Raw genomic sequence first — 24652 nt, 5'->3', positions numbered from 1 at the left:
ATAGAGTTTGCCCTTACAGAAGAGAGCTATACTTCAAAGGCTGATTTTCTTGCAATGGATGAATTGCCTGTATATTGTAAAGGAGATGACAAACCATACTCTTTTTCCGGAAAGAGGATAAAGAGAGGCCTATACAGGCATTACGATGGTACTGTAACAAATGCAGACATAAACGGGGCTGCAAATATCTTAAGAAAAGTATTCCCAAAGGTAACCCAATGGGATAGGGGCATAGTGGACATGCCCTGTTCTGCATGCTGCGTAGAGCAGCCTGCAGGTTCATGCCGCGAAGCGGCGTAACAGAAACCCTTTCCGACGCAGAGTCGGTGAGGATAGTTCATATCAGAAATATGATCAGCGATCTTATAAAGGTGTTCACTGAGCTGAAATGTAAGGATGTTATCATCAGAAAGTATGGTGCCATAGGCCTTGACGTATCACAGATAGACTGTGATTACTATGAGTATAAAAAGGATAATCCCGCAGCTATCAATTCTTTCAGAGGAGAGTATATGTCCCAGTATTCCTGGGCGGAGAATACGCTGGGAACGCTGATGTTTAAGAATGAATAGAAATGAAAAATAAGAGGCTATACCGTAGCAGGTATAACCTCTTTTGTTCGTGTGCGAAATCGAGTAGGAGTCAGCATACTCGATTATTCATGATTAATTTAGTTGAAAATATTAAAATCCTCGTTATCCTTCTCATGATACTTGTCATAGAGCTGTGAGAGATAGGTCTTAACGATCTGGATGTTGGCCATCTTGCGAAGCTCTGCGTTGCCCATAAGTACGGCAATCTCATCTGCAAGAAGGAGCATGTTGTAGATCTTGAGCTTGAACTGGTCTCTTGTGAGCTCGTCGATGTTGATCTCCATAAGAGGAGCACCCAGCTTCATGGTAACATTCTCATCGGCGATACCTGTCATGGCTGAGCGGGTCTCGGGATCGTAGTTAACGTAGATGATGAGTTTCTCTTTCTCGTGCTTCTTGAGGGTGATGGCGGTCTGGTGTGACTGCTCCATCCACTCATAGAGGTCTGCCTCATCGGGATTCATAAGATACTTGGTAAGCTCTTCCTTGTTCTTCTCGATGTACTGCATATATTTGCTGGCGTTGGGGCCGGTGTAGGTCATCTCAACCTTGATTCCATGCTCTGTCTTAACGAGACGGCACTTTTCAGCTACGTCTCTGATCTTTAAAGAAGTTTCTGTATTGCCGATCATCTTGAACAGACCGGTGTCTAATTCCTGTGTGAACTCCATTTTGCCTCCTTGTTCATAAATACATGTTAAAATGTTATCCATAGCCGTTTTGCGGCGTATAAAGCTAATTCATGCTTCAAAATCAGTAGATAGTATAGCATAAAGGGGTCAAAAATGATATACTATATTGAGTTTTGTATAAGTTTTATTTGAACTAAAATAAGTTTTGTTAATGGGGAAAACATGGCTTCAAATAGTAATAAAAGGGGAACTAAAAACAGCAGGAAGAGCTCAGGGTCAGCCAGAACATCAAGAGCCAAGGCTCAGAGAGCCAGAATGGCTGATGAGGAGTTTGATTATTCTTTAAAGAGCGAGATCATAACCATTGCGATGATCGCGCTTACTATTTTTCTGTTCCTGTGTAATTTCAGGATCTGCGGCAAATTCGGCAATTTTCTTAGTGACATTTTATTTGGATTATTCGGCTTTACGGCTTACGTGGCACCTATTGTGATGCTGGGAGGCGTGCTTATCGGTATCGCCAATTTCGGCTCCAATGCTTCCATCAGGAAGATTGTTTCAGGTGTTGTTCTGTTCTTTTTAATAGGAATTATACTGGAACTGATAACAGGGCGACCTCAGAATGCAGAGAGGTATGATATTGCGGCTATTTACGGCGCAGCCAGAATGGCGCACAACGGAGGAGGATTCTTCTCGGGATCCCTTGCTTATGTATGCTACAAATATCTTTCTCTGGCAGGAAGTCTTCTCTTGATATTCCTTCTGGGAGTTGCAAGTCTTGTGGTATTTACACAGCATTCTTTCGTTGGTGGTATCAAGAAGCATGGCAGACGCATTATTGACAAGACCAGAGAAGAGGCCGAGAACTACCGTGATTATGCTGAGCGACGCAGAGAGAAGATGGAGGAGAGACGAGCTCAGATAGAAGAAGAGAAACGTCTTGCCATCGAGCAGAAAGAGGATGAGAAGATCCTCCGCATGGAGAAAAAAGTCAGCGGAGTAATGATAGACACAGCTCTTGAGAAAGATGATGAGTCCGAGGATGAGTTCGAAGCCTGGGAGAAAGAGCGCAGAGATAAGAATTCCGACAAGAACGAAAGAGTATTTATTCCTGACGAGGAAATTCACGACGATATTCATGAGATTATTCTGAATAAGGGTATAGAGACAGACGTTGAGCCTGATGGACAGAGAGTTCTGAGAACAGGTCCGGTGATCCACGGAATGGGTTATGATGATGACTACTCTGATGATGAGGATGATGAGGTTCAGGAGACACCTTCCTATGAAGGGGAGGAGCATGATGCAGAGCCTGTTGACTCCAAGATCAGGCAGATTAAGTCTGTTAAGCCCGTAGCTACACTAAGGGCAGAGGACAATCATGAGGATATACTGCCGGATGTGCCTATCCATGCAGAAAATCTGGGGAATGGCATGAATGGTGATTATGTCATTCATGCACAGGATCATATTTCAAGGAATCCAAATGCATCTTCCAAGATCGATGGCTCAGCACCTTCATCAGCTACGCAGCAGGCCCTTAGCGGTACTGCAGGACCTCATACCTCCAGCCCCGGAATGGAGCAGGAGATTGAGGAACATAAGAGGAAGATTCCTAAGAAATACGTTTTTCCTCCCGTATCTCTTCTTGAAAAAGGTAGCAGAAACAAGAATTCAGATTCTGCAAGACAGCTCAAAGAAACAGCACTTAAGCTGCAGGATACTCTTAAGACCTTCGGCGTCAATGTAACCGTAACAGATATCAGCCAGGGACCTGCAGTTACCAGATTTGAGCTTCAGCCGGAGGCAGGAGTAAGAGTAAACAAGATCGTTGGACTGGCAGATGACATCAAGATGAATCTCGCAGCCAAGGATATACGTATTGAGGCACCTATTCCCGGCAAAGCCGCTGTTGGAATCGAGGTTCCCAACAAGGAAAACACAATGGTTGCATTCCGCGACCTTTTGGAATCTCCTGAATTCAAGAATTTTGATTCCAAGCTTGCTTTTGCAGTGGGTAAGGATATAGCCGGTAAGACTGTCGTTACAGATATCGCCAAGATGCCTCACCTTCTTATTGCAGGTGCGACAGGTTCAGGTAAGTCGGTTTGTATCAATACCATCATCATGAGCCTTATTTACAAGGCTAAGCCCGAAGAAGTTCAGATGATCATGATCGATCCTAAGATTGTTGAACTTTCAGTATATAACGGCATACCGCATCTTATGATACCTGTAGTTACAGATCCCAAGAAGGCTGCGGCAGCGCTTAACTGGGCTGTTGCCGAGATGACCAACAGATACAAGAAATTTGCCGATTCCGGTGTTAGAGACCTTAAGGGCTATAACAAGATAGCAGAGAGTAGTGATGATCCCAACATGACTGTTCTTCCTCAGCTGGTTGTTATCGTTGACGAGCTTGCGGATCTTATGATGGTATCCGCAAATGAAGTTGAGGATGCCATCTGCAGACTTACTCAGCTGGCAAGAGCAGCAGGTATCCATCTTATTATTGCTACGCAGCGTCCTTCCGTGGACGTTATCACAGGTCTTATCAAGGCCAATATGCCAAGCCGTGTGGCATTTGCGGTATCAAGCGGTGTGGATTCCAGAACAATCCTTGATATCAACGGCGCCGAGAAGCTTCTTGGTAAGGGTGATATGCTCTTTTATCCGCAGGGCTATACCAAGCCTGCCAGAGTACAAGGCGCATTTGTTTCGGATAAAGAGGTACAGGCAGTCACAGATTTCCTTAGGAATCAGAAGATTGATGTTTCCTATGGCGAAGATGTTGAACAACAGATTAACAGCATGCAGAGCTTTGGCGGAGGTTCTTCAGGTTCTGCAGGCGGCGATTCAGGCTCAGAGCTTGACGAATATTTCGTTCAGGCTGGAAATATAATCATCGAAAAGGAAAAAGCTTCCATCGGAATGCTGCAGAGAGTCTTCAAAATTGGCTTTAACAGAGCGGCCAGGATCATGGATCAGCTCTGCGAAGCCGGAGTCGTGGGGGACGAGGAAGGAACCAAGCCAAGGAAGGTTCTTATGACCAAAGCAGAATTCGATGCTTATGTTAACGGGACTGAGTCAGATGTTGTTTAATTGTATATGGGAAGAGCAAAGCAGTTAATTCTGCGGAAATGGAGAGACCTATGGCTGTAAAAAGTGATATCGAGATCGCTCAGGAAGCGAAGATGCTCCACATCAGAGATGTGGCACAGAAAGTCGGAATTGTTGAAGACGACCTTGAATTCTACGGTAAGTACAAGGCTAAGCTTACCGAAGAATATCTTAAAAAGGCTGAAGGAAACAAGAAGGGCAAGCTTATTCTTGTAACCGCCATCAATCCTACTCCTGCGGGGGAAGGTAAGACCACAACCAGTATCGGACTGGGAGATGCTATGAACAGACTGGGCTATAAGACTGTTCTTGCTCTCAGAGAGCCATCCCTGGGACCTTGTTTCGGAATAAAAGGAGGAGCCTGTGGAGGCGGATATGCCCAGGTTGTTCCTATGGAAGATATCAATCTTCATTTTACAGGTGATTTTCACGCTATCACATCAGCCACCAATCTTTTGGCTGCTCTTTTGGATAACCATATCCAGCAGGGCAATCAGTTGGAAATCGATACCAGACAGGTAATCTGGAAGAGATGTGAAGATATGAACGACAGAGCTCTCAGAAATATCGTTGTGGGCCTTGGAGCCAAGGCAGACGGTGTTCCCAGAGAGGACCATTTCGTTATAACTGTTGCAACTGAGACCATGGCAATCTTGTGCCTTGCTAAGGATATGAATGATCTCAAGGAGAGGCTTAGCAAGATCATAGTTGCTTACACCAGAGACGGTAAGCCTGTTACAGCAGGTGATCTCAATGCTGTCGGAGCTATGGCGGCTCTTCTTAAGGATGCAATCAAGCCTAATCTTGTTCAGACCCTTGAAAAGAACCCGGTTCTTATTCACGGCGGACCTTTCGCCAATATCGCTCACGGTTGTAATTCTGTAAGAGCAACCAAACTGGCTCTCGGAATGGCAGATTATTGCGTAACTGAGGCAGGGTTTGGCGCTGACCTTGGCGCAGAGAAATTCTTTGATATCAAGTGCAGAATGGCAGGTCTTAAGCCTGATGCTGTTGTTCTTGTGGCAACCATCAGAGCTCTTAAGTATAACGGCGGCGTTCCTAAGAGCGACCTTGGAACCGAGAACCTTGATGCGCTTAAAAAGGGCATCGTAAATCTTGAAAAGCACATTGAAAACATTCAGAAATATAAAGTTCCTGTTGTTGTAACACTTAACTCCTTCCTTACAGATACCGAGGCTGAAACAGAGTATGTAAGAAAGTTCTGCGAGGAGAGAGACTGCAAGTTCGCTCTTTCAGAGGTTTGGGCTAAGGGCGGCGAAGGCGGAGAAGCTCTCGCAAAAGAGGTTATTGCTACACTTGAGACCAAAGAGAGCAACTTCACACCTATTTATCCCGATGAGCTGTCACTTAAGGATAAGATTACTACAGTTGCCAAAGAGATATACGGCGCTGATGGAGTACAGTTCGCCGGCTCTGCACTTAAGCAGCTGGACAAGATAGAAGAGATGGGCTTTGGTAAGCTGCCTGTTTGTATGGCTAAGACTCAGTACTCACTTTCTGATGATCCTACACTTCTCGGAAGACCTAAGGATTATAATATTCAGGTTCGTGAAGTATATGTTTCCGCCGGAGCAGGTTTTGTCGTAGCTCTTACAGGAACTATTATGACAATGCCCGGACTTCCCAAGACTCCTGCCGCATTCAACATTGATGTAAATGATGAGGGCAAGATAACGGGGCTGTTCTAAATAATCACGGATGAGATATCAGGAATATTACGGAGGATACCATGAGCGCGCAGTTAATTGACGGAAAAGCAATATCACAGCAGATCAAGGATGAGTTAAAGGAGAAGACAGCTCTTTTGAAGCAGCAGGGTACAGAGGTTACTTTGGCAGTTATCCTTGTGGGTGAGGATCCCGCATCACAGGTTTATGTCAGAAATAAGAAAAAGGCCTGCGAGTACATCGGATTCAATTCCCTTTCCTATGAGCTTCCCAAGGAGACCACTCAGGAAGAGCTTCTTAAGCTTATAGATGAACTTAACAACAAGGAAGAGGTGGACGGAATTCTTGTTCAGATGCCTCTTCCCAAGCATATCGATGAAAAGACAGTCATCGATGCCATTGCCCCCACCAAGGATGTTGACGGATTCCATCCTATGAATGTCGGAGCACTTTGCATCGGTGAGGAGGGCTTCGTATCATGCACACCTGCAGGCGTCATTCAGCTTCTTAAGAGAGGCTGTAAGGACATTGATATATCAGGAAAAGAGTGTGTGATAGTAGGAAGATCCAATATTGTGGGTAAGCCAATGTCGCTTTTGATGCTTAGAGAGAATGCCACAGTTACAGTGGCTCACTCAAGAACGGCTGACCTTAAAGAGGTGTGCAAGAGAGCGGATATTCTTATTGCAGCTGTCGGCAAGGCCAAGATGATCAAGGCTGACTACATCAAAGAAGGCGCTGTAGTAATTGATGTTGGCATCAACAGAAATGAAGATGGAAAATTATGCGGTGATGTGGACTTCGAAGGTGCCAAGGAGGTTGCGGGGTATATTACTCCGGTTCCCGGCGGCGTAGGACCTATGACCATCGCAATGCTGATGAATAACTGCTATGAAGCAGCAATTATGCATTCTAAGAGGAAATGATATCAGATGAAATGCCCCAATTGCGGACTCGAAATACCTGAAGGACATATGTACTGCGACAGCTGCGGTACGGAGATCAATTTTGTCCCGGATTTTGAACCTGAAGTTGAAAACGAAATAAATGCCACTCTTTCAGGAGTTGCAGAGGAGCTCAACAAAGAGGAGCGTCTTAAGAGGGAAAATAAGGAAAAGAGGATAGCTTTTCTCAAAAACCTTTATGGCAGGCGCTTTATCTTTTATGTTGTCTTTGCAGCAGTTTTACTGATAGTTGCGGGTATTTTCGTCTACGGACTTTTGAATCAGGGCTCAGCTGCCAAGTACATGAAAGAGGCTGAAGCGGCCCGTAATGCCGGCAATCTTGATGCAGCAATTGAGTATCTTGTGAAAGGTAACGCTGAAAACCCTACCAATTCAGATATAATTTTCAGATTATCAGATTATTATCTTGAGAATGGGGAAAATGATAAAGCTGTTGAGGCTTTACAGCTTATTATTAATTCAGCCGCTTTTACGGAAGACAAGATTAACAATGCCTATGAGAGCATAATTTCGATATACAGTCAGAGCGGTGAATCAGACAAAATCGCAGCACTGTTTAGCGAAAGTACAGATCCGGTGGTGATGGCTCTTAAGGATAAATACGTTCCTCATTCTCCGGTCATGGCTCCGGCAGGAGGAACCTTTGATGACAGCGTTTCAGTATCGGTATTCATGAATGACGGATCTTCCGACAAGATATATTACACAGTCAACGGACAGGATCCGGATGCAGAGAGCATTGCTTATGAGAACGAGATCATTCTTGATATTGAGGGTGAATATGTAGTCAAAACAGTGGCCATCAATGACTATGGCATTGCAAGTGCTGTAATAGAGAACAAGTTTGTAATTGAGAGAGGCAAACCAAAGGATCCGGATATTCTGGAAGCCAGCGGGGAATACAATCAGAATACAAGGATCGTCGCTGTATGCGACGCCGGACTCACAATTTTTTATACAACCGATGGCTCTGATCCCACGATGGAAGAGGGAATTCAGTACGTGTCTCCGATCACAATGCCTGTTGGTACTTCACATTTTAAATTTGCGGCATTTGATGCAGAGGGTAACAGCAGTGATATTGTTGAAAGAGATTATCACCTGATCTACACCCGCCTTGTTTCCACAGAGCAGGCTGTAAATATGCTGGTTAACACTTTGGTAAGACTTGATATTCTTCTTGATGCCGGAGGCAAGGTTCGTGGTCAGGAAGGCCATAATGAGTATATTTATACATCCGATATCGAGATAGAAGGAGCCGGAGAGTACTATATGGTTGTTGAGAATCATGTTCTCAATGATGGTACGACGGTGCCAACGGGTCTTATTTATGCGGTAAATACCCACGACGGAACTGTCAACAGACTGGGCTACGACTCCAGTGGCAAGTATACGCTGATAACAATTTCGAATCGATGATTTGTGAAAATTTTTTGATACTTTAATGATTTAAAGAAATAAAGATTGAATTTCTATTCGGCTTCGTTTAATATGAAAAAAGTATGAAATTACAATGTAGGAGGATTACTATGTTCAAGATTTTAGAGGCAAACGAGCTTACTACGAACATTTTTCAGATGATCGTTGAAGCTCCGCGTGTGGCAAGTGCGTGTTTACCGGGCCAGTTCCTTATTATTCGCGTTGATGAAGATGGAGAGAGAATCCCGCTTACAATTTGCGATTATGACAGAGAGAAGGGAACTGTAGAGATTGTAGTTCAGGCTATTGGAGCTGAGACTTACGAACTGTCCAAACTCAAGGCCGGCGATGAGCTTGCCGATGTTGTAGGACCTTTGGGTAAGCCTTCGGATCTTTGCGAAGAGAGCATAGATGAACTCAAGAAAAAGAAAATCGTATTCATCGCAGGCGGTGTTGGAACAGCTCCTGTTTATCCTCAGGCTAAATGGCTTAAGGAGCACGGTGTGGACTGTGATGTTATTATCGGAGCCAAGACCAAGGATCTGGTAATTATGGAGGACAGATTCAAATCTGTTTGTAACCTTCATATCACAACAGATGACGGTTCATATGGAAGAAGCGGTATGGTTACCAAGGCTCTTCAGGATCTTTGGGATGAAGGCAACAAGTATGATCACTGCGTAGCTATCGGACCTATGATCATGATGAAATTCGTATGCAAGCTCACACAGGAGCTTGGAATTCATACTATTGTCAGCATGAATCCTATCATGGTAGACGGAACCGGAATGTGCGGTGCCTGCCGTCTTACTGTTGACGGACAGGTTAAGTTTGCATGTGTAGACGGCCCTGAGTTTGACGGACACAAGGTTGATTTTGATCAGGCCATGAACCGTATGAAACTCTACAAGACCGAAGAGGGCAGACTTTACCTCAAGGCTCAGGAAGGCAAGACACATCATGGCGGATGCGGCAACTGTACATGATATAGGAATTCAAAGTCACATAGATCCGCGCTTGCGCAGGAGCTTATGTGACCTTGAAGACCGAATAAACATGAGAAAAGAAGATTCAGATAGGAGATTATATAGATGGATGGATTTGTAAGAGTTCCTGTCAGAGAGCAGGATGCCAAAGAGCGTGCAACCAACTTCAAGGAAGTATGCCTTGGCTATAATAAAGAAGAAGCCGAAAAAGAAGCTACAAGATGCCTTAACTGCAAGAACCCCAAATGTGTTCAGGGTTGTCCCGTATCAATCGACATCCCCGCATTTATCCAGCAGGTAAAAGAGGGTGATGTGGAAGGCGCTTATCAGACAATAAGTAAGTCCAGTGCACTTCCTGCTGTCTGCGGACGTGTATGTCCTCAGGAAAGCCAGTGTGAGGGACAGTGCGTAAGAGGAATTAAGGGTGATGCCGTTTCAATCGGTAAGCTTGAGAGATACGTTGCTGATACTGCAAGAGAGATGGGGGTAGTTCCCGAGGGCGCTAAGGAGAAGAAGAACAAGAAGGTAGCCATTATCGGTTCAGGTCCTTCAGGACTTACCTGTGCAGGCGATCTTGCCAAGATGGGCTATGATGTAACAATCTTCGAGGCTCTTCATGAGGCAGGCGGCGTACTTGTATATGGTATTCCCGAGTTCCGTCTTCCTAAGGACGCAGTAGTTAAGAAAGAGATTGAGAACGTTAAGAAGCTTGGTGTTAAGCTTGAGACCGACGTAGTTATCGGTAAGAGCGTTACTGTAGACGATCTTATGGAGAAGGAAGGCTTTGAGGCTGTATTTATCGGATCAGGTGCCGGACTTCCCAGATTCATGAATATCCCCGGCGAGCAGGCTATGGGTGTATTTTCAGCCAACGAGTTCCTTACAAGAAGTAACCTTATGAAGGCCTTCGATGAGAATTCAAGAACACCTATCATGAGACCCAAGAAGTGCGTAGTTGTAGGTGGCGGTAACGTTGCTATGGATGCTGCAAGAACAGCTCTTCGTCTCGGCGCAGAGGTTCACGTAGTATACAGAAGAGGTGAGGAAGAGCTCCCTGCACGTAAGGAAGAGGTTGGACATGCTAAGGAAGAGGGTATCATTTTTGACCTTCTCACCAACCCTGTTGAGATCCACGAGGATGAGAACGGATGGGTTAAGAGCATCACCTGCATCAGAATGGAACTTGGAGAGCCCGATGAGTCAGGAAGAAGAAGTCCTGTTGAGGTTCCCGGTTCAGAGTTTGAGATTGAGTGCGATGCAGTTATCATGTCCCTTGGAACATCACCTAACCCTCTTATTTCAAGCACAACTCAGGGACTTGAGATCAACAGAAGAAAGTGCATCGTTGCTGAGGAAGCTACAGGACAGACCTCCAAGAAGGGTGTATTTGCCGGTGGTGATGCTGTTACTGGTGCAGCTACTGTTATCCTTGCAATGGGCGCAGGTAAGGCAGCCGCTAAGGGTATCGATGAGTATCTTTCTAATAAGTAATAGAGTTTTGAACTAAGAAATATAAGCACATTATCTGTAGAAAACCTATGGATAATGTGCTTTTTATTATTCCATAAGAGACATCTATGATATAATTATCTAGACTGTTTTTGGAGGAATTATGGAAAGAGAAGAACAAATCAAGGTGGCTATTACCGCAGGGATAGTAGCTGTAATTTTACTTATTCTCGTACTTTTTCTTGCCCTTTCAGGCAGAAAAAAAGGCGATGATCAAAGACCGGCGGACGATACAGTGGAATATGCTTCCATGGATGCATCCGGTAGCAATCAGGGAGCAGATACAGCATCATCCGCAGGCTCATCAGATAATCCTGATAGCTCATCAGACAATTCAATTTCTGAGGCCGATACTGCTTCATCAGGCAAATCGACTGTGCAGTATTCGGAGTATCTTCAGACCGCTAAGGGAGATGTTTCCGGTAACGGCTTTTATGCAACGACCGGTCCTCTTCTTAAAGATGTTTATAAGAATGTATCCTATGACAAGCAGGCTCAGCTCCAGGAGATGCTTACATACTGGCAGGATGGAAATACTGATGCTGTAAGAGATCTTGCTCATTTGGATCGGTTCGAGGCTATGTCCTACAGCCTCAAGGGAACTTCTGATTTTTACTACCTGGGCGATGTGAATGACCAGGGGCTTCCTGAAGGAAAAGGTTTAGCTGTATATACTGACAATCAGTATTACTATGGCGACTGGTCCCAGGGACTACGATCCGGTGAAGGCGCATGGTTCTGTTTTTACCCCGGATACAGCACATATGTGGTTACAGAGCATATGTACACGGGAAGTTGGAAGGATGACAAGCCTGAGGGAGAAGGTCAGGAGCATTTCGACTACAATCCGGATTACATGAATTCTGATGATGTATATCTGCAGAACGCAATCGGAAACTTTGTCGGCGGCTTGTACAACGGAGATATGTATATCATCGATGTGGATATGAACGGCAATTGCACTGAATGGCTTGGCAAATGTGTGAACGGAAGCCTTCAGAGAGTTGAAGGTATGTCGGACGACAAAAAGGGCAACATGCCTGTTCTTAAGAAAAGACAAGAGGAACAAACCGTATTCTATATGGCTAAATCCAAGAACAAAGATCTTGGGGTAAAAGGTTTTTTGACAGGTGGAACGATCAGAAAATGAATATTACGATAATTACAGTAGGTAAGATCAAGGAAAAGTATTGGAATGATGCGATCGCTGAGTATTCCAAGAGGCTTTCCAGATACTGCAAGTTAAATATAGTTGAGGTGGCGGATGAGAAGACTCCGGACAATGCCCCTGCAGCTATAGAAGAGCAGATCAAGAAAAAAGAGGCGGAGCGTATACTTAAGAACATTGATGACCATGCTTTTGTCTGCGCACTTGCGATTGATGGCAAGAAATATTCTTCTGAGAGCTTTTCTGATTTTATAAATAACAAAGGAATATGTGGTGTCAGTCATATTCAATTTGTTATAGGCGGGTCACTTGGTCTGTATTCCAGCGTTTTATCAAGGGCAGACGGGAAAATCAGCTTTTCTGACATGACTTTTCCGCATCAGATGATGAGAGTAATTCTGCTGGAGCAGATTTACAGAGGATATAAGATTATAAGTGGGGAGCCTTATCACAAGTAAGGGACCATTAAGTTTAGACGGGGATTAGTATTTTATGAGTGAAATAACAGAGCTTAGACTTTCCCTATCCGCAGAGGATGAGAGAAATATATTTGGGGAAAACGACAACTACATACGTAAGATCGAGAACAGCCTTCATGTAGAGATTATCGACAGAAACGGCGAGCTTCGTATTATCGGCGATAAAGAAGGTGCTAATAAGGCATCAGGTATCATAAGAGAACTTGTACAGCTGTCAAGAAGAGGATCTCGTATAGAGGAGCAAAGCGTTGATTACGCCATTTCTCTCAAGGAAGATACCAGCCGTGAGGCAGAGCATTATAAGAATAATGACAATATTCTTGTAGACATAGACAAGGACGTTATATGCCATACAATTTCAGGTAAGCCGATTAAACCCAAGACACTGGGACAGAAAAAATATATCGATGCCATCAGAAACAAAATGATCGTATTCGGTCTTGGACCTGCCGGAACAGGTAAGACGTATCTTGCAATGGCAATGGCTATTACGGCTTTTCAGAGGGAAGAGGTCAGCAGGATCATCCTTACCAGACCTGCCATAGAAGCCGGAGAAAAGCTGGGATTTTTGCCCGGTGACCTTCAGAGTAAGGTAGATCCTTATCTCAGGCCATTATATGATGCTCTTTATCAGATTATGGGTACAGAGAATTTCATCAAAAACATGGAAAAGGGCCTAATAGAAGTGGCTCCCCTTGCATATATGCGAGGCAGAACGCTGGACAATGCCTTTATTATTCTTGATGAAGCTCAGAATACCACACCGGCGCAGATGAAGATGTTCCTTACAAGAATAGGCTTTGGCTCCAAGGTCATTATTACCGGTGACGCTACGCAGAAGGACCTTGCTCCTGATGTAAAATCAGGACTTGATATTGCCCAGAGCGTTCTTAAGAACATTGATGATATAGGTTTCTGCACACTTACCAGCAGCGACGTTGTTCGTCATCCGCTCGTTCAGAAGATCGTTAAGGCCTATGAGGATTATGAGAAGAAAGCTGCCAATAAGCAGAAAACCAAGAGTATCAGGAAGCTGGAGCGTCACTGACAATGGGGAGCGAGAATACACAGAGTGTTTTGGACAAAAAGTATAAGCTGATCTACGGAGCAATGTTTATGCTCACAGGCCTTACCGTTTTAGTATTTTCAATCGTGATGGGTAAGAGCTATGAACTGATACTTCGTAATACCATCAGCGGATTTATTATCAGCGGAACAGTGGTATTTATGCTGACTGATGCGATTTCCAGAGGCAAGGGAGCTTTGTCTTATGAGAACTATGACAAAAAACTTCCCTTTGTAATATGCTATTTTGCCGGATTGATACTGTCGGTGGTTCTTCCTTTTGTTCCTAATCAGTTCTGGCCCTATATGGCGTTATTTGTGATATTGTCACTTTTTTCAAACGCTGAGATAGGCCTTGTGAGTGGAATGGGATTCCTGCTAATTTCTGTGATGATGGAAGAAAACGGCGGAATCGGCGAATTGTTCCTATATGTGCTGGCAGGAGCAGTTGCAATCGCCATGTTCAGAGATCTTAAGGAAACCACTGCTGTTGGGTATCCTCTTGCAATATCAATGATGATGCAGACGATACTGCTGGTTGCTTATGATGTGCTTTTTCAGAACAGAACGCTGTCTTTTAATCTTATGATCATTCCTGTTCTGAATCTGATGATGAACCTGACAATTCTTTTGATCTTTCTTAATATGTTTGGCGTTTACGTCATCAGAAAGACAAATGACAGATACATGGATATCAACGATCCTGAATACAGCCTTTTAGCCAACCTTAAGGAAAAGGACAAGGATGAGTACTTCAGGGCTATTCATACGGCCTACCTGGCAGAGAGAGTTGCACATGAGCTTGGCCTTAATTCCAGAGCCATCAAGACCTGCGCTTATTATCACAGGATAGGAATTCCCGAGAATAAGACCAAGTGGAAGGATGTTGAGCCTTTATACACCGAGAATGACTTTCCTGTGGAGGCTGTTGAGTATCTGCATGAATATATCGCCCCTAAGAAGGGAAGTGCCAGATCAAAAGAGGCTCTGACGGTTCAGATATGCGAAACTGTAATTGCTTCAATTATGCTTCTGATAAAACAGAATAAAAATGCTACAATAAATTATGATGATTTAATTGAAGGCATTTTCAAAAAGAAACGAGAGTCCGGTGAACTAATGGACTATGATGTGACCTTCAAGGAATTCGATACCATGCGAAAGATCCTGAAGAGGGAGAAATTATATTATGACTTTTTACGTTGAAAATGAAGTTGATGCCGAGTTTGAATTTGACATTGAAGAAGTGGCTAAGACTGTGGCTTCCAAGGTCCTTGAGGAGGAAGGCTGTGAGCATGAAGTGGAGATCAGCCTTATTATCACGGACGATGAGGGTATCCGTGAGATGAACAATGAATTCAGGGAGATTGACAAGCCTACGGATGTCCTGTCTTTTCCAAATGTCAGCTATGAGACACCGGGGGATTTCTCAGTTATTGACGGAGAACAACAGGTGGATCTTCTTAATCCGGATACCGGAAATATTATGTTCGGTGACATTGTTATCAATGAGAACAGGGTGAGATCTCAGGCCAAGGAGTACGGCCATAGCGAAAAGAGGGAATTCGCGTTTCTTATTGCCCACAGTATGCTGCATTTGTGCGGCTATGATCACATGGAGCCAGAGGAGGCTGCAGTGATGGAGGCAAAACAGGAGAACATCCTGAATCTTTTGGGGATTACAAGGGACTAATTCACATTTGGGGAGAGCAGTTGTATGAAAAGCTACACCGAGGAAAAACGAATCAGACCTGACATTCTGACATCTGTTGTTTTCTGGTCTGTTGTAGTAATCATGATCTTTAAGATCATAGGTAACAGGATATATGGGGATCTGGGTTCCGGCTTTGGGGCGGCTCCCTTTGCTTTTTTCTATATGTTTTACGGATGCTATGTCCTTGCGGTTCAAAAGGCCGTATGGCTGATGGTGCGAATAAGAGCCAGGAGAAGTCAGTTCCTTAACGCAGAGACCAATATGAAAAGGTCCAGAAGGCTGTTTGTATTTATCAGCTTTGTGACAGGAGCACTATTGGCTGCTTTTAGCTATGTGATCTCCAAGAACCTGTTTGGGTCGGGAAGAGGCTATCTGCAGTTTTTGATTGTAGCAATAATGTCACTGATATTCGGAGCTCAAGGCGTGTACAGAGGATACCTTCAGGGACTTGGTTATACGAGGCCTATAGTTATTTCCGACCTTTTATTTGCTGTAACGGCCGCTGCTTCCGGTACGGTAATTTCTGTAATAATGTATTTCTACGGACTCAAGGTCAATGAGCTGTTTCATGTTCAGGAATACAGTGCTATTTATGGCTCAATAGGCTCCATCATCGGACTTTTGATTGCTTCGATAATTTGTTTTATTCAGATCATGATCAGTTTTTCCATCAGGAAGAATGAAATCGCAGATATAATTAAAAACGGTGCGCCAAGGTATCTTGATAATAAGAATGATGTTATTTCCGGTATAAGGCCTATTTTATATCTATACCTGACACCTGCACTGATGAGCCTTTTGAGTGAGGTCATTTATATGGCCATTCATAGAAAGGATGCGGCAGGAACCGAACTTCTTCTTCAATATGGAATGCTGTCGGGTAAGGTATTTCCTGTAGTTACAGCGCTTTCCGTAATATGCTGTCTTCCTTTCATCAAGACCTGGAACAGGGTAATGGCCCGGATTGAACGCGATGAATATGAGGTTGCAAGAGACAGGCTTAAAAAGCTTATCAGATATTCTACTGTTGTTTTTATTCCGGTGACTATTGTGTGCCTTGCCCTTTCAGAGACAATTAATGTTGCACTGTTTGGAAAGAGCAATGATACCACCAACTCGCTACTTACACTGGCTGCACCTGTTATTTTTCTTGCCTGCCTTGCTGTATTTGGCTCATGGCTAATGAGTCACATGGGTAAGTCACTTCTTCTGGTAATCAATCTTTCTGTAGGCTGGGGAGTGTTTGTTATCGGAAATATTGTCTTTGGTGTGGTACTTGACCTTGGATTATACGGAATTGTTCTGACGCATATTGTCAGTTTTCTGATTTATGATATTATTAGTTTCTCGATGATATTTAAGATGCTCAAGTACAGACAGGAGTTTATGATTACATTTTTGCTCCCTGTTGCGGCTTCTGCAGCTGCCGGACTTGTCATCTATTTTATCAATATGATATTTGTCAATCTCATAGGAGACGCACTTACGCTACTCATCTGCATATTGGTATTCTGGATTGTTTATATGCTGATCATCATTGCGCTTAAGCGAATCAAGACCTATGAGCTTAGGTTTATACCTTTGGGCGGTGTCTTTCACGGCATAGCAAGCAGGATGCAGCCTGAGGAATATGAGGAATGGAATTGAGTAAGAGGATTTTTGTTATTGGCGGCGGAGCTGCCGGAATGTGTGCAGCGATCTATGCTGCAAGAAACGGTGCGGATGTCACCATTTTGGAAAAGAATGACAGGTTGGGCAAGAAGCTATCCATGACGGGAAACGGCCGCTGTAACCTGACTAATCTCGATATGAGAGAGGAGTATTACAATCTCTCAGCAAGAGCACGTATGAAGGAATGGCTAGGAATCTACGGCGTAGAAGATGTTATTTGCTTCATGAAATCTCTCGGAGTTGTGGTAAAGAGCGAGGATGGCTATATTTATCCTGCTTCCGGACAGGCTCAGACAGTAGTAAATGCGCTTAAGAATGAAATTGACAGACTTGGCGTTGAGGTTATATACAATCAACAGTTCAAGGCAGTTTCAAGGTGTGATGACGGCCGGTACAAGCTGCTTATTAAGACCGCAACAGATGAGTACAGGGCAGACGAATGTGTTATAAGCACAGGTTCGCTGTCAGGAGCCAAGAGCACCCTGTCAACAGGAGATGGTTATTATATCTGTTCTCAGATAGGAATGAATATCAAGAAGACCTATCCGGCACTGGTGGGCTTTAAAGTTGATCCTGAAGAAATGATGCCGGAAAACGGAGTAAGGACTATCGCAGAGATATCCTTCACTCTTGGAAATGAAGCTATCGCTACTGAATACGGCGAGCTTCAGATTACCAAGGATGGAATTTCGGGTATTCCCGTTATGCAGGCCAGCAGAGAGATTGTAAGGTTTGTAGAGGAAAAAAAGCCTGTTTATGCAGTGATTAACTTTTTCCCGGATTATGATGACGAGGATTTTAAGTCCCTTAAGAATGACATGCTTCGTCTAAAGGATAACAGAACACTGGCAGAGTTCCTGAACGGTTTTGCCAACAGTAATGTAAATGACATGGTGCTTAGCAGAATGAAGCTTAGCCCGACTATGCGAATGAAGAATATTTCGGTAAGCATGGCTGATTGTATTCTTGATAATTATAGGAATCTTAAGCTTAAGCTTTCAGAGAGCTATGGATATCAGGCATCTCAGGTAACCACCGGTGGTGTAAGCCTGGGAGATGTTGGAAGTGATCTGTCCTACAAGAAGCTTCCCGGAGTATATCTTGCAGGTGAAATTCTTGATGTTGATGGAAGATGCGGTGGCTACAATTTACAGTGGGCATTTACGAGTGGCAGCATTGCCGGAACAGCGGCGTCGATATAGTTGGTTTCCCGGACGTGACCGGTGGGGCATGCATCCGATCATGTCTCATGGCGCTAAACGCTTCAATGAGCCCTGAGCATGTACTGCTTCGTGCAAGGGCACTCACAGTACAAGGTCTCATTTTCGCAGCACCAAAATCGACATGATCGGATGCATGTCCCCACCGGTCACTGTGCACTGGAAGGCCGCAGATACTGAATCCGACGATATGCACCTAACAATTTTCATGACTGGATAAATTTATACACAGGTCACTGTCATATATACGGTTACAATACGTGCTATTCGACATGTGTAAGTAATGCTTATAGCAATCCTGGTTTTATTGGAATGGTATAAATATATGTACTAAGACGACTAACTGTTTACAATGCTGATGATAATCAATTTATTGAAAGAGTAGTGGTGGTCTATGATTATTGCTATTGAGTATTGGAAATATAAAAAAGACAGGTTGTTTTATGGCAAGAATATAAGGCAAGAGGAGCTATTGTCTCAGGTCAGGTTCGTTGAAGGGGCATATGACGTAAATGAGGACAACTTCGAAGCGATGCTATGCAGAGTCTATGGGTGGAGTGAGTTTCTGCCAGAGGATGAAGAGGAATATGAGAGCATTTGTCCTGAGTATACCTATGACAGAGATATTGGGAAGCTGATTAAGAACAGCTATGTTTGATAAGAAATGGTAATAATATGATCAGAATTAATCAGATTAAGCTTTTACATGATAAGAATAAAGAACTGAATGGGGAGGAGCTTAGCAGAGTTCTTAAGAAGAAATCTGCTAAGCTTTTACGAATTTCAGAGGACAGTATAGGTGAATTCGAGATAATAAGGCACTCCATCGATGCCAGGAAAAAGCCGGAGATATACCACATTTTCATGGTGGATTTGAAGGTTAAGGCAGGAAATGAAGAATCAATAGTTAAGAAGTGCCGAGATAAGAATACTTCTGTTATCAAGGAAAAGAAGTATGATTTCTGGAATATGGCTCTCGGTAATGGGGGCAAGGACTCATCTGACCCTGTTAATGAAGGAAAGAAGTCTTCTGAGGAGCTAAGAGAAAAAGCAAGAAGCAGTGGTAAAAAGATAATTGTCATAGGTGCGGGACCTGCGGGACTTTTCTGCGCATATGAGCTTGCACTTAACGGTTTTAAGCCACTTCTTTTGGAGAGAGGCGCACAGGTTGAGAAGAGAATGGAACTGGTTGATAAGTTCTGGGAGACCGGAGTTTTGGATACCGGGACTAATGTGCAATTCGGTGAGGGCGGTGCAGGAACTTTTTCCGATGGCAAGCTCAATACAATGGTCAAGGATAAGGATGGCCGTGGAAGAGAGGCACTAAGGATTTTTACAGCCAACGGTGCCAATGATAATATTATGTATGAGGCTAAACCTCATATCGGAACTGATATTCTTTGCGATGTGGTGAAGAATATGAGGAACAGGATAATTGAAAATGGCGGAGAGGTTCGGTTCGAAACGCAGGTTACGGATATAGTTTATGATAACGGCAGGATTACGGCGGTTAAGACACCCAATGAAGAAATAGCTGCAGACGCAGTAGTTCTGGCCATAGGCCACAGCGCACGTGATACCTTCTATATGCTTAAGGATCGCAAGGTTGAAATGCAGCCCAAACCCTTTGCTGTCGGCTACAGAGTTGAGCACAGGCAGAGCCTTATAAATCTCTCACAGTATGGTATGGAAGAGACCGGAAGTCTTGGAGCAGCGCCATATAAGCTTGTTGCGACCGCTTCAGACAAAAGAGGTGTTTATTCCTTCTGCATGTGCCCCGGAGGATATGTAGTTAATGCTTCTTCTGAAGAGGGTAGACTTGCAATCAATGGAATGAGCTATAACAAGCGAGATGGTAAAAACGCCAATTCCGCTATTATTATAACCGTTGATCCCAAGGATTTCGGATCCGATGACGTTCTGTCGGGAGTCGAATTTCAGAGAAAACTCGAGGAAAAGGCTTATGAACTGGCCGGGGGCAAGATTCCCGTCGAGTATTATATAGACTTTAAACAGGCTGTTACAGGAGAAAATGAGATCGGTGGCGCAGAAACTAAGTTAAATGCTACAGCCAGAAAATCTTTCAACCTTCCTTCGATGAGAGGAAGCTATGAATTCGCAGAAGTACATAAGATACTGCCGGACGAGCTAAACAAGGCTTTTATTGAAGGGATGGAGAAGTTTGGCCATACCATCAAGGGGTATAACAATGATGATGCCATTATATCCGGAGTAGAGAGCAGAACTTCTTCTCCTGTTAGGATTGGAAGAGATGAGTATGGTGAATCTCTGAATGTAAAAGGCCTTTTTCCATGCGGAGAAGGTGCAGGCTATGCCGGCGGCATTATGTCCGCCGCTATGGATGGCATGCATACGGCAGAGCTTATTGCAAGACAGATACTCAATTGAACTAAACAGACCGAAATAGGAGCAATATGAAATTACTGATAATAAGACATGGTGAATCTGAAGCAGACATATTGAAAGTACATGAAGGAAGAGCAGATTTTGAGCTGACACCAAGGGGCCACAAGCAGGCTGAAGCAATGGCTGAATACGTAGCCTCTAACTATCGGGTAAATAAAATCTATTGTAGTACATTAAAAAGGGCAGCTCAGTCAGCCAGACATATCGCAGAAAAGACAGGCCTTCCGATAATATTTGATGAGAACCTGATGGAGTTTAACAATGGTCTTCTTGCAGGACTGTCCTACGAAGAAGCCAACGAGAAATATCCGCCTGTTAAGGATCTTCCGATAGACCAGGCCGTTTATGGACAGGAATCCAAGGTTGAATTCAGGAAAAGAGCTGATGAAGTGCTGCAGCGCATTCTTAGCGAGGCCTCTGAGAACGACCAGATAGCTGTTGTTTCTCACGGCGGGATGATCAATCAGCTGTATCGTTCGGCTCTTAAACTCCCTGTGGTAACCGATGTCTATTTTGCCTGCGGTGATACCTGTATTCACGAGTGGAATGTGACTGACAATGGAATTCGCGTAGTAAGGACCAATATGACGGAGCATTGTAAGAATATCTGATATATTTTAAAAATTACAAAAACAATTTTGAATATCTCATTTTTTTATATCCTTGCCTTCCCTATAATGAGTACTGTACTCAATATTTAAGTTTCCGAATGCCTCGGAAACAGCATAAAGGGAAGGGAAGGGTATTTTTATGAAAAAGAAATTAGTTAGTGCAATTGCTTGCATGACAGTTGCTGCATCAACACTTGTTGGATGCACAGGTTCTTCAGCTCCTGCTGACACAGCAGCTCCTGCAGAGACACAGACTGAGACTCCTGCAGCTGAAACCAAGACAGAAGAGACCAAGACAGAAGAGACAGCTTCCGGAGATAAGGTAACACTTAGCATCTACACACAGTATGCAGATGATGACACCAAGGTTCCTTATGATTACGCTGTAGAGCAGCTTAAAGAGGCTTATCCTAATGTAGAGCTTAACCTTATCGTTCAGGCTCAGGATGACGGCCAGACACTTAAGACCCTTGCAGCTACAGGTCAGCTCCCTGATATCTATCAGGCAAGCACAGACCTTATCAATACATTCCGTGAGTCAAACCAGATCATGGTTCTTAACGACGTAGCACAGTCAACAGGATTCCTTGACAAGCTCTATGATGCAAACAAGGATCTTGCCTACGCAGAGGATGGCAACATCTATGCATTCCCATTTTCGGGTCAGGAATATGTTCTTTGGTACTACAACAAGGCTCTCTTTGAGGAGAACGGACTTGAAGTTCCCAAGACATATGATGATCTTCTTAACTGCATCGAAGTATTCAAGGGTAAGGGAATCACTCCTCTTGCACTTTTCGGACAGGAAGGCTGGAACACAGCAGCTGCTTATGACGTAATTGCTACAAGATACGCTACAGGCGGAATCAAGGCTCTTGACGAGGGCACAGCATCTGTAACAGATGAGGGCTACGTTGAGGCTGCTAAGATGATGGAGAAGCTCGTTGCAGCAGGACTCTACCAGGAAGATGCTACAACAACCAACTATGACCAGGCTTCACAGAAGTTCCTTTCAGGCGAAGCTGCTATGTTCATCAATGGTCAGTGGTACATTGAAGATGCAACCAAGGAACTTGGCGACAACGTTGACTGGATGTTCTATCCTGCAGCTGACGAGGCTTCATACGAGGCTGGTAAGGCAGCATTCTCAGGCGGCGGATCAGCATCAGGTTTTGCTGTAAACCCTGATTCAGAGAACGCAGCTCTTGCAGCAGAAGTAGCAGAGTTCATCACAGAGAAGTACTGCGAAGCTAAGGTTATGTACAGACACAATCCTCTTGTTGCACTTGATACAGGAAAAGAGCCTGACTCTGAGTATCCTGCAATGATGAAGAAGCTTTCAGACACACTTCCTACAATCACATCAACAACTAAGTTCACATGGGGACTTACCAATTCTACATTCAACGATGCAATTCAGTCTGAGTCACAGGGACTTGTTTCCGGACAGTTTACAGCAGACGAGTTCGTTGAGAACGTAGCAGATGCTCAGTAATACAAATTCACAATCCTGACTATCATGGAGTGGCTTGAAACTTCGGCCACTCCATTCCATTGCAAAATAATCGTTCATTTTCTTAACCACCACTTATAGGAGAACACCATGAAAAAGTACATGGGTAACAAGCTGGCGATCTTTCTTTTCGTTGTGCCGGCACTGGCAGTTTTTTTAATATTTGATTTTATTCCGATCATCCAGGTCTTTGCTTACAGCTTCACAGACTGGAATGGTCTCACAATTCCGAATTTTACAGGTCTTAAGAATTACTTGGAACTGTTTGGCGATAGAGTTTTTTATACATCTAACAGAAACCAGTTGATCTTTGCGGTTATTATCACTGTCTATCAGATGTTTTTTGCTACGGTATTTGCCATCACTATTTCTGATAAAAAGATGAAGGGAAGAAAGTTCCTGCGTGTTGCATACTTCATCCCCGTTATTCTTTCAGTTACCGTTGTATGTCAGCTCTGGGGCGCAATCTTAAGCGGAGAAGGACTTCTTAACAAGTTGTTCGAGGCTTTTGGCTCAGATTTCAGACAGAACTGGCTGGGTGACAGATACAAGGCTATTTATGTTATTGCATTTGTTAATGCATGGCAGTGGATGGGATATCAGTTCGCACTTATTGTTGCGGGCATCAAGTCTATCCCCTCTGACTACTATGAGGCAGCAAGAATTGACGGATGCTCAAACGTTAAGGCTCACATGAAGATCACAATCCCTCTTCTTGCAGAGACTTACAAGTTCTGCCTTATCATTTCACTGACAGGTGGTATCAAGGCCTTCACCGAAATGAACATCCTGACCGGCGGTGGCCCCAACAAGTCAACCTTTACACTGACCTACATGATGTATAATGCAGCCTTCAAGAAGTCCAATTACGGCTATGGTCTCGCAGCAGCATCAATAATGGTTATCGAGTGTATGCTGATAATGCTTGTTATTAACTTCATCTTCAGGGAAAAAGACCAGAAGAAGGAAGAAGAAAGATCAAGGAGGAAGAGAAGTGCATAACGAAGGTAAAAAATCAATACTTCATTACGTTTTTGTGGCTTTCTGCTGGATCTATGCGGCATTCTCCTTATATCCACTGATCTGGATGCTGTTTTACTCCTTCAAGACCAACCAGGAAATCTTTGTTACCAATCCTTTCGGATTTCCCTGGCCACTGCATTATGAGAACTACATCACAGCATGGACCAAATATGATGTACCGCTGTATTTCTTAAACAGCTTACTGGTTTCTGTGGGAACTGTGGCACTTACAATCTTTTGCGCACTGTTATTCTCATATGCTACCAGCAGAATGGTATGGAAGGGCAGAACCTTCACAAGACTGTTCCTGGGACTTGGAATGTTTATTCCTGTTCAGGCTATTATGATCCCTGTAGTTAAGGTGGTACAGAACTTCCACCTTATGGGAACAAGATGGTCACTGATCTTTCCTTACATAGCCATCAACCTTGCTTTTTCCTGCATGGTTTATTACGGATTCTTCAAAGGAATTCCTATGGAGCTTGAGGAAGCAGCCTGCATGGACGGAGCTACAATTTATCAGACCTTTTTCATGATAATTGAGCCTCTGGTAAGACCCGCTACAGTAACACTTATCATTTATATATTCCTCAATGCCTGGAATGAGTTCATTCTGGCAAATGTAGTTGTGGGAAGTATTCCCGCACTTAAGACTCTTCCTCTTGGAGTACTTTTCTTCCAGGGAGAGTTCACAACCGACTGGGGCGGAATGGGAGCAACCATGGTTATTGCTTCATTCCCGGCCATCATTGTTTACTCAATCTTCTCAGAGCAGGTTGAAAGCGCAATGACAATCGGCGGAGCAGTTAAGGGCTAAGCATGTAGCAGCCAAGGGATAAATACCCTTGG

Annotated in this window: 21 protein-coding genes and 1 pseudogene; 21 read left to right on the top strand and 1 reads right to left on the bottom strand. The window is 43.9% G+C overall.

The window, feature by feature from the left end:
- Positions 1 to 300, top strand: a pseudogene (locus G588_RS22740) (RNA-guided endonuclease InsQ/TnpB family protein); the annotation flags it as partial.
- Positions 282 to 572 (top strand): hypothetical protein, encoded by a 291-nt coding sequence (locus G588_RS0109395; RefSeq protein WP_022778482.1) that lies wholly within the window; start codon positions 282 to 284, stop codon positions 570 to 572. The pseudogene G588_RS22740 and the gene G588_RS0109395, both read left to right, overlap by 19 nt.
- A 98-nt stretch (positions 573 to 670) precedes the next feature.
- Here the strand turns inward: G588_RS0109395 and G588_RS0109390 are convergent, their stop codons facing one another.
- Positions 671 to 1264: a hypothetical protein gene (locus tag G588_RS0109390; RefSeq protein WP_022778481.1), complete on the bottom strand. Its 594-nt coding sequence runs from the start codon at positions 1262 to 1264 to the stop codon at positions 671 to 673.
- Positions 1265 to 1447: 183 nt separating this feature from the next.
- Here G588_RS0109390 and G588_RS19770 point away from each other — a divergent pair, with 183 nt between their 5' ends.
- The 19 genes from G588_RS19770 to G588_RS0109290 all read left to right on the top strand — a co-directional run bounded on the left by G588_RS19770 (position 1448) and on the right by G588_RS0109290 (position 24620).
- Positions 1448 to 4327 (top strand): FtsK/SpoIIIE family DNA translocase, encoded by a 2880-nt coding sequence (locus tag G588_RS19770; RefSeq protein ID WP_022778480.1) that lies wholly within the window; start codon positions 1448 to 1450, stop codon positions 4325 to 4327.
- Between the two features lie 50 nt (positions 4328 to 4377).
- Positions 4378 to 6054, top strand: a complete 1677-nt coding sequence (locus G588_RS0109380; protein WP_022778479.1) for a formate--tetrahydrofolate ligase — start codon at positions 4378 to 4380, stop codon at positions 6052 to 6054.
- A 41-nt stretch (positions 6055 to 6095) separates the two neighbouring features.
- Complete coding sequence (folD, locus tag G588_RS0109375; protein ID WP_022778478.1) at positions 6096 to 6959, top strand: bifunctional methylenetetrahydrofolate dehydrogenase/methenyltetrahydrofolate cyclohydrolase FolD; 864 nt, start codon at positions 6096 to 6098, stop codon at positions 6957 to 6959.
- Positions 6960 to 6965: 6 nt separating this feature from the next.
- Entirely contained in the window at positions 6966 to 8417 is a 1452-nt protein-coding gene (locus G588_RS0109370) for a chitobiase/beta-hexosaminidase C-terminal domain-containing protein (RefSeq protein WP_022778477.1), read from the top strand.
- A 110-nt stretch (positions 8418 to 8527) separates the two neighbouring features.
- The gene (locus G588_RS0109365) at positions 8528 to 9403 is read left to right on the top strand and encodes a sulfide/dihydroorotate dehydrogenase-like FAD/NAD-binding protein (protein WP_022778476.1); all 876 of its coding nucleotides are present in this window, start codon (positions 8528 to 8530) and stop codon (positions 9401 to 9403) included.
- Positions 9404 to 9508: 105 nt separating this feature from the next.
- Positions 9509 to 10894 (top strand): NADPH-dependent glutamate synthase, encoded by a 1386-nt coding sequence (gltA, locus tag G588_RS0109360; RefSeq protein WP_022778475.1) that lies wholly within the window; start codon positions 9509 to 9511, stop codon positions 10892 to 10894.
- A 121-nt stretch (positions 10895 to 11015) separates the two neighbouring features.
- A complete protein-coding gene (locus tag G588_RS0109350) occupies positions 11016 to 12062 on the top strand; it encodes a hypothetical protein (RefSeq protein ID WP_051139929.1) in 1047 nt (348 codons plus the stop codon).
- Positions 12059 to 12538, top strand: a complete 480-nt coding sequence (rlmH, locus tag G588_RS0109345) for a 23S rRNA (pseudouridine(1915)-N(3))-methyltransferase RlmH (protein WP_022778472.1) — start codon at positions 12059 to 12061, stop codon at positions 12536 to 12538. The genes G588_RS0109350 and rlmH overlap by 4 nt, the downstream gene beginning before the upstream one ends.
- A 34-nt stretch (positions 12539 to 12572) precedes the next feature.
- Positions 12573 to 13607: a PhoH family protein gene (locus tag G588_RS0109340; protein ID WP_022778471.1), complete on the top strand. Its 1035-nt coding sequence runs from the start codon at positions 12573 to 12575 to the stop codon at positions 13605 to 13607.
- A 2-nt stretch (positions 13608 to 13609) separates the two neighbouring features.
- On the top strand, positions 13610 to 14830 hold the full coding sequence (locus G588_RS0109335; protein WP_022778470.1) for a hypothetical protein: 1221 nt from the start codon (positions 13610 to 13612) through the stop codon (positions 14828 to 14830).
- Complete coding sequence (ybeY, locus tag G588_RS0109330; protein WP_022778469.1) at positions 14814 to 15317, top strand: rRNA maturation RNase YbeY; 504 nt, start codon at positions 14814 to 14816, stop codon at positions 15315 to 15317. The genes G588_RS0109335 and ybeY overlap by 17 nt, the downstream gene beginning before the upstream one ends.
- A 24-nt stretch (positions 15318 to 15341) precedes the next feature.
- A complete protein-coding gene (locus G588_RS0109325) occupies positions 15342 to 16985 on the top strand; it encodes a polysaccharide biosynthesis C-terminal domain-containing protein (protein ID WP_022778468.1) in 1644 nt (547 codons plus the stop codon).
- Positions 16982 to 18211 (top strand): aminoacetone oxidase family FAD-binding enzyme, encoded by a 1230-nt coding sequence (locus G588_RS0109320; protein ID WP_196804968.1) that lies wholly within the window; start codon positions 16982 to 16984, stop codon positions 18209 to 18211. Before G588_RS0109325 ends, G588_RS0109320 begins: the two co-directional genes overlap by 4 nt.
- A gap of 412 nt (positions 18212 to 18623) precedes the next feature.
- Positions 18624 to 18887 carry a hypothetical protein gene (locus G588_RS0109315; protein ID WP_022778466.1) on the top strand — a complete coding sequence of 88 codons (264 nt, stop codon included), beginning with the start codon at positions 18624 to 18626 and terminating at the stop codon, positions 18885 to 18887.
- 17 nt (positions 18888 to 18904) lie between these two features.
- Positions 18905 to 20638: an NAD(P)/FAD-dependent oxidoreductase gene (locus G588_RS0109310; RefSeq protein ID WP_022778465.1), complete on the top strand. Its 1734-nt coding sequence runs from the start codon at positions 18905 to 18907 to the stop codon at positions 20636 to 20638.
- 26 nt (positions 20639 to 20664) lie between these two features.
- Positions 20665 to 21267, top strand: a complete 603-nt coding sequence (locus tag G588_RS0109305) for a histidine phosphatase family protein (RefSeq protein WP_022778464.1) — start codon at positions 20665 to 20667, stop codon at positions 21265 to 21267.
- A 139-nt stretch (positions 21268 to 21406) separates the two neighbouring features.
- Positions 21407 to 22762: an ABC transporter substrate-binding protein gene (locus G588_RS0109300; RefSeq protein ID WP_022778463.1), complete on the top strand. Its 1356-nt coding sequence runs from the start codon at positions 21407 to 21409 to the stop codon at positions 22760 to 22762.
- Between the two features lie 108 nt (positions 22763 to 22870).
- Positions 22871 to 23782, top strand: a complete 912-nt coding sequence (locus tag G588_RS0109295) for a carbohydrate ABC transporter permease (RefSeq protein WP_022778462.1) — start codon at positions 22871 to 22873, stop codon at positions 23780 to 23782.
- Positions 23775 to 24620 carry a carbohydrate ABC transporter permease gene (locus tag G588_RS0109290; protein ID WP_022778461.1) on the top strand — a complete coding sequence of 282 codons (846 nt, stop codon included), beginning with the start codon at positions 23775 to 23777 and terminating at the stop codon, positions 24618 to 24620. The genes G588_RS0109295 and G588_RS0109290 overlap by 8 nt, the downstream gene beginning before the upstream one ends.
- Positions 24621 to 24652 lie beyond the last annotated feature (32 nt).

It is taken from the genome of Butyrivibrio sp. AE3009 (genome assembly GCF_000420845.1).
Lineage (GTDB): Bacteria > Bacillota > Clostridia > Lachnospirales > Lachnospiraceae > Butyrivibrio.
The sequence above is the reverse complement of the archived record's forward strand: the minus strand, read 5'-3'. Positions and strand labels throughout refer to the sequence as shown.

Bases quoted from the DNA above. Each gene is read 5' to 3' on its own strand.
- G588_RS0109395 (WP_022778482.1), top strand. From the start codon at position 282: ATGCCGCGAAGCGGCGTAACAGAAACCCTTTCCGACGCAGAGTCGGTG.
- G588_RS0109390 (WP_022778481.1), bottom strand. From the start codon at position 1,264: ATGGAGTTCACACAGGAATTAGACACCGGTCTGTTCAAGATGATCGGC.
- G588_RS19770 (WP_022778480.1), top strand. From the start codon at position 1,448: ATGGCTTCAAATAGTAATAAAAGGGGAACTAAAAACAGCAGGAAGAGC.
- G588_RS0109380 (WP_022778479.1), top strand. From the start codon at position 4,378: ATGGCTGTAAAAAGTGATATCGAGATCGCTCAGGAAGCGAAGATGCTC.
- folD (WP_022778478.1), top strand. From the start codon at position 6,096: ATGAGCGCGCAGTTAATTGACGGAAAAGCAATATCACAGCAGATCAAG.
- G588_RS0109370 (WP_022778477.1), top strand. From the start codon at position 6,966: ATGAAATGCCCCAATTGCGGACTCGAAATACCTGAAGGACATATGTAC.
- G588_RS0109365 (WP_022778476.1), top strand. From the start codon at position 8,528: ATGTTCAAGATTTTAGAGGCAAACGAGCTTACTACGAACATTTTTCAG.
- gltA (WP_022778475.1), top strand. From the start codon at position 9,509: ATGGATGGATTTGTAAGAGTTCCTGTCAGAGAGCAGGATGCCAAAGAG.
- G588_RS0109350 (WP_051139929.1), top strand. From the start codon at position 11,016: ATGGAAAGAGAAGAACAAATCAAGGTGGCTATTACCGCAGGGATAGTA.
- rlmH (WP_022778472.1), top strand. From the start codon at position 12,059: ATGAATATTACGATAATTACAGTAGGTAAGATCAAGGAAAAGTATTGG.
- G588_RS0109340 (WP_022778471.1), top strand. From the start codon at position 12,573: ATGAGTGAAATAACAGAGCTTAGACTTTCCCTATCCGCAGAGGATGAG.
- G588_RS0109335 (WP_022778470.1), top strand. From the start codon at position 13,610: ATGGGGAGCGAGAATACACAGAGTGTTTTGGACAAAAAGTATAAGCTG.
- ybeY (WP_022778469.1), top strand. From the start codon at position 14,814: ATGACTTTTTACGTTGAAAATGAAGTTGATGCCGAGTTTGAATTTGAC.
- G588_RS0109325 (WP_022778468.1), top strand. From the start codon at position 15,342: ATGAAAAGCTACACCGAGGAAAAACGAATCAGACCTGACATTCTGACA.
- G588_RS0109315 (WP_022778466.1), top strand. From the start codon at position 18,624: ATGATTATTGCTATTGAGTATTGGAAATATAAAAAAGACAGGTTGTTT.
- G588_RS0109310 (WP_022778465.1), top strand. From the start codon at position 18,905: ATGATCAGAATTAATCAGATTAAGCTTTTACATGATAAGAATAAAGAA.
- G588_RS0109305 (WP_022778464.1), top strand. From the start codon at position 20,665: ATGAAATTACTGATAATAAGACATGGTGAATCTGAAGCAGACATATTG.
- G588_RS0109300 (WP_022778463.1), top strand. From the start codon at position 21,407: ATGAAAAAGAAATTAGTTAGTGCAATTGCTTGCATGACAGTTGCTGCA.
- G588_RS0109295 (WP_022778462.1), top strand. From the start codon at position 22,871: ATGAAAAAGTACATGGGTAACAAGCTGGCGATCTTTCTTTTCGTTGTG.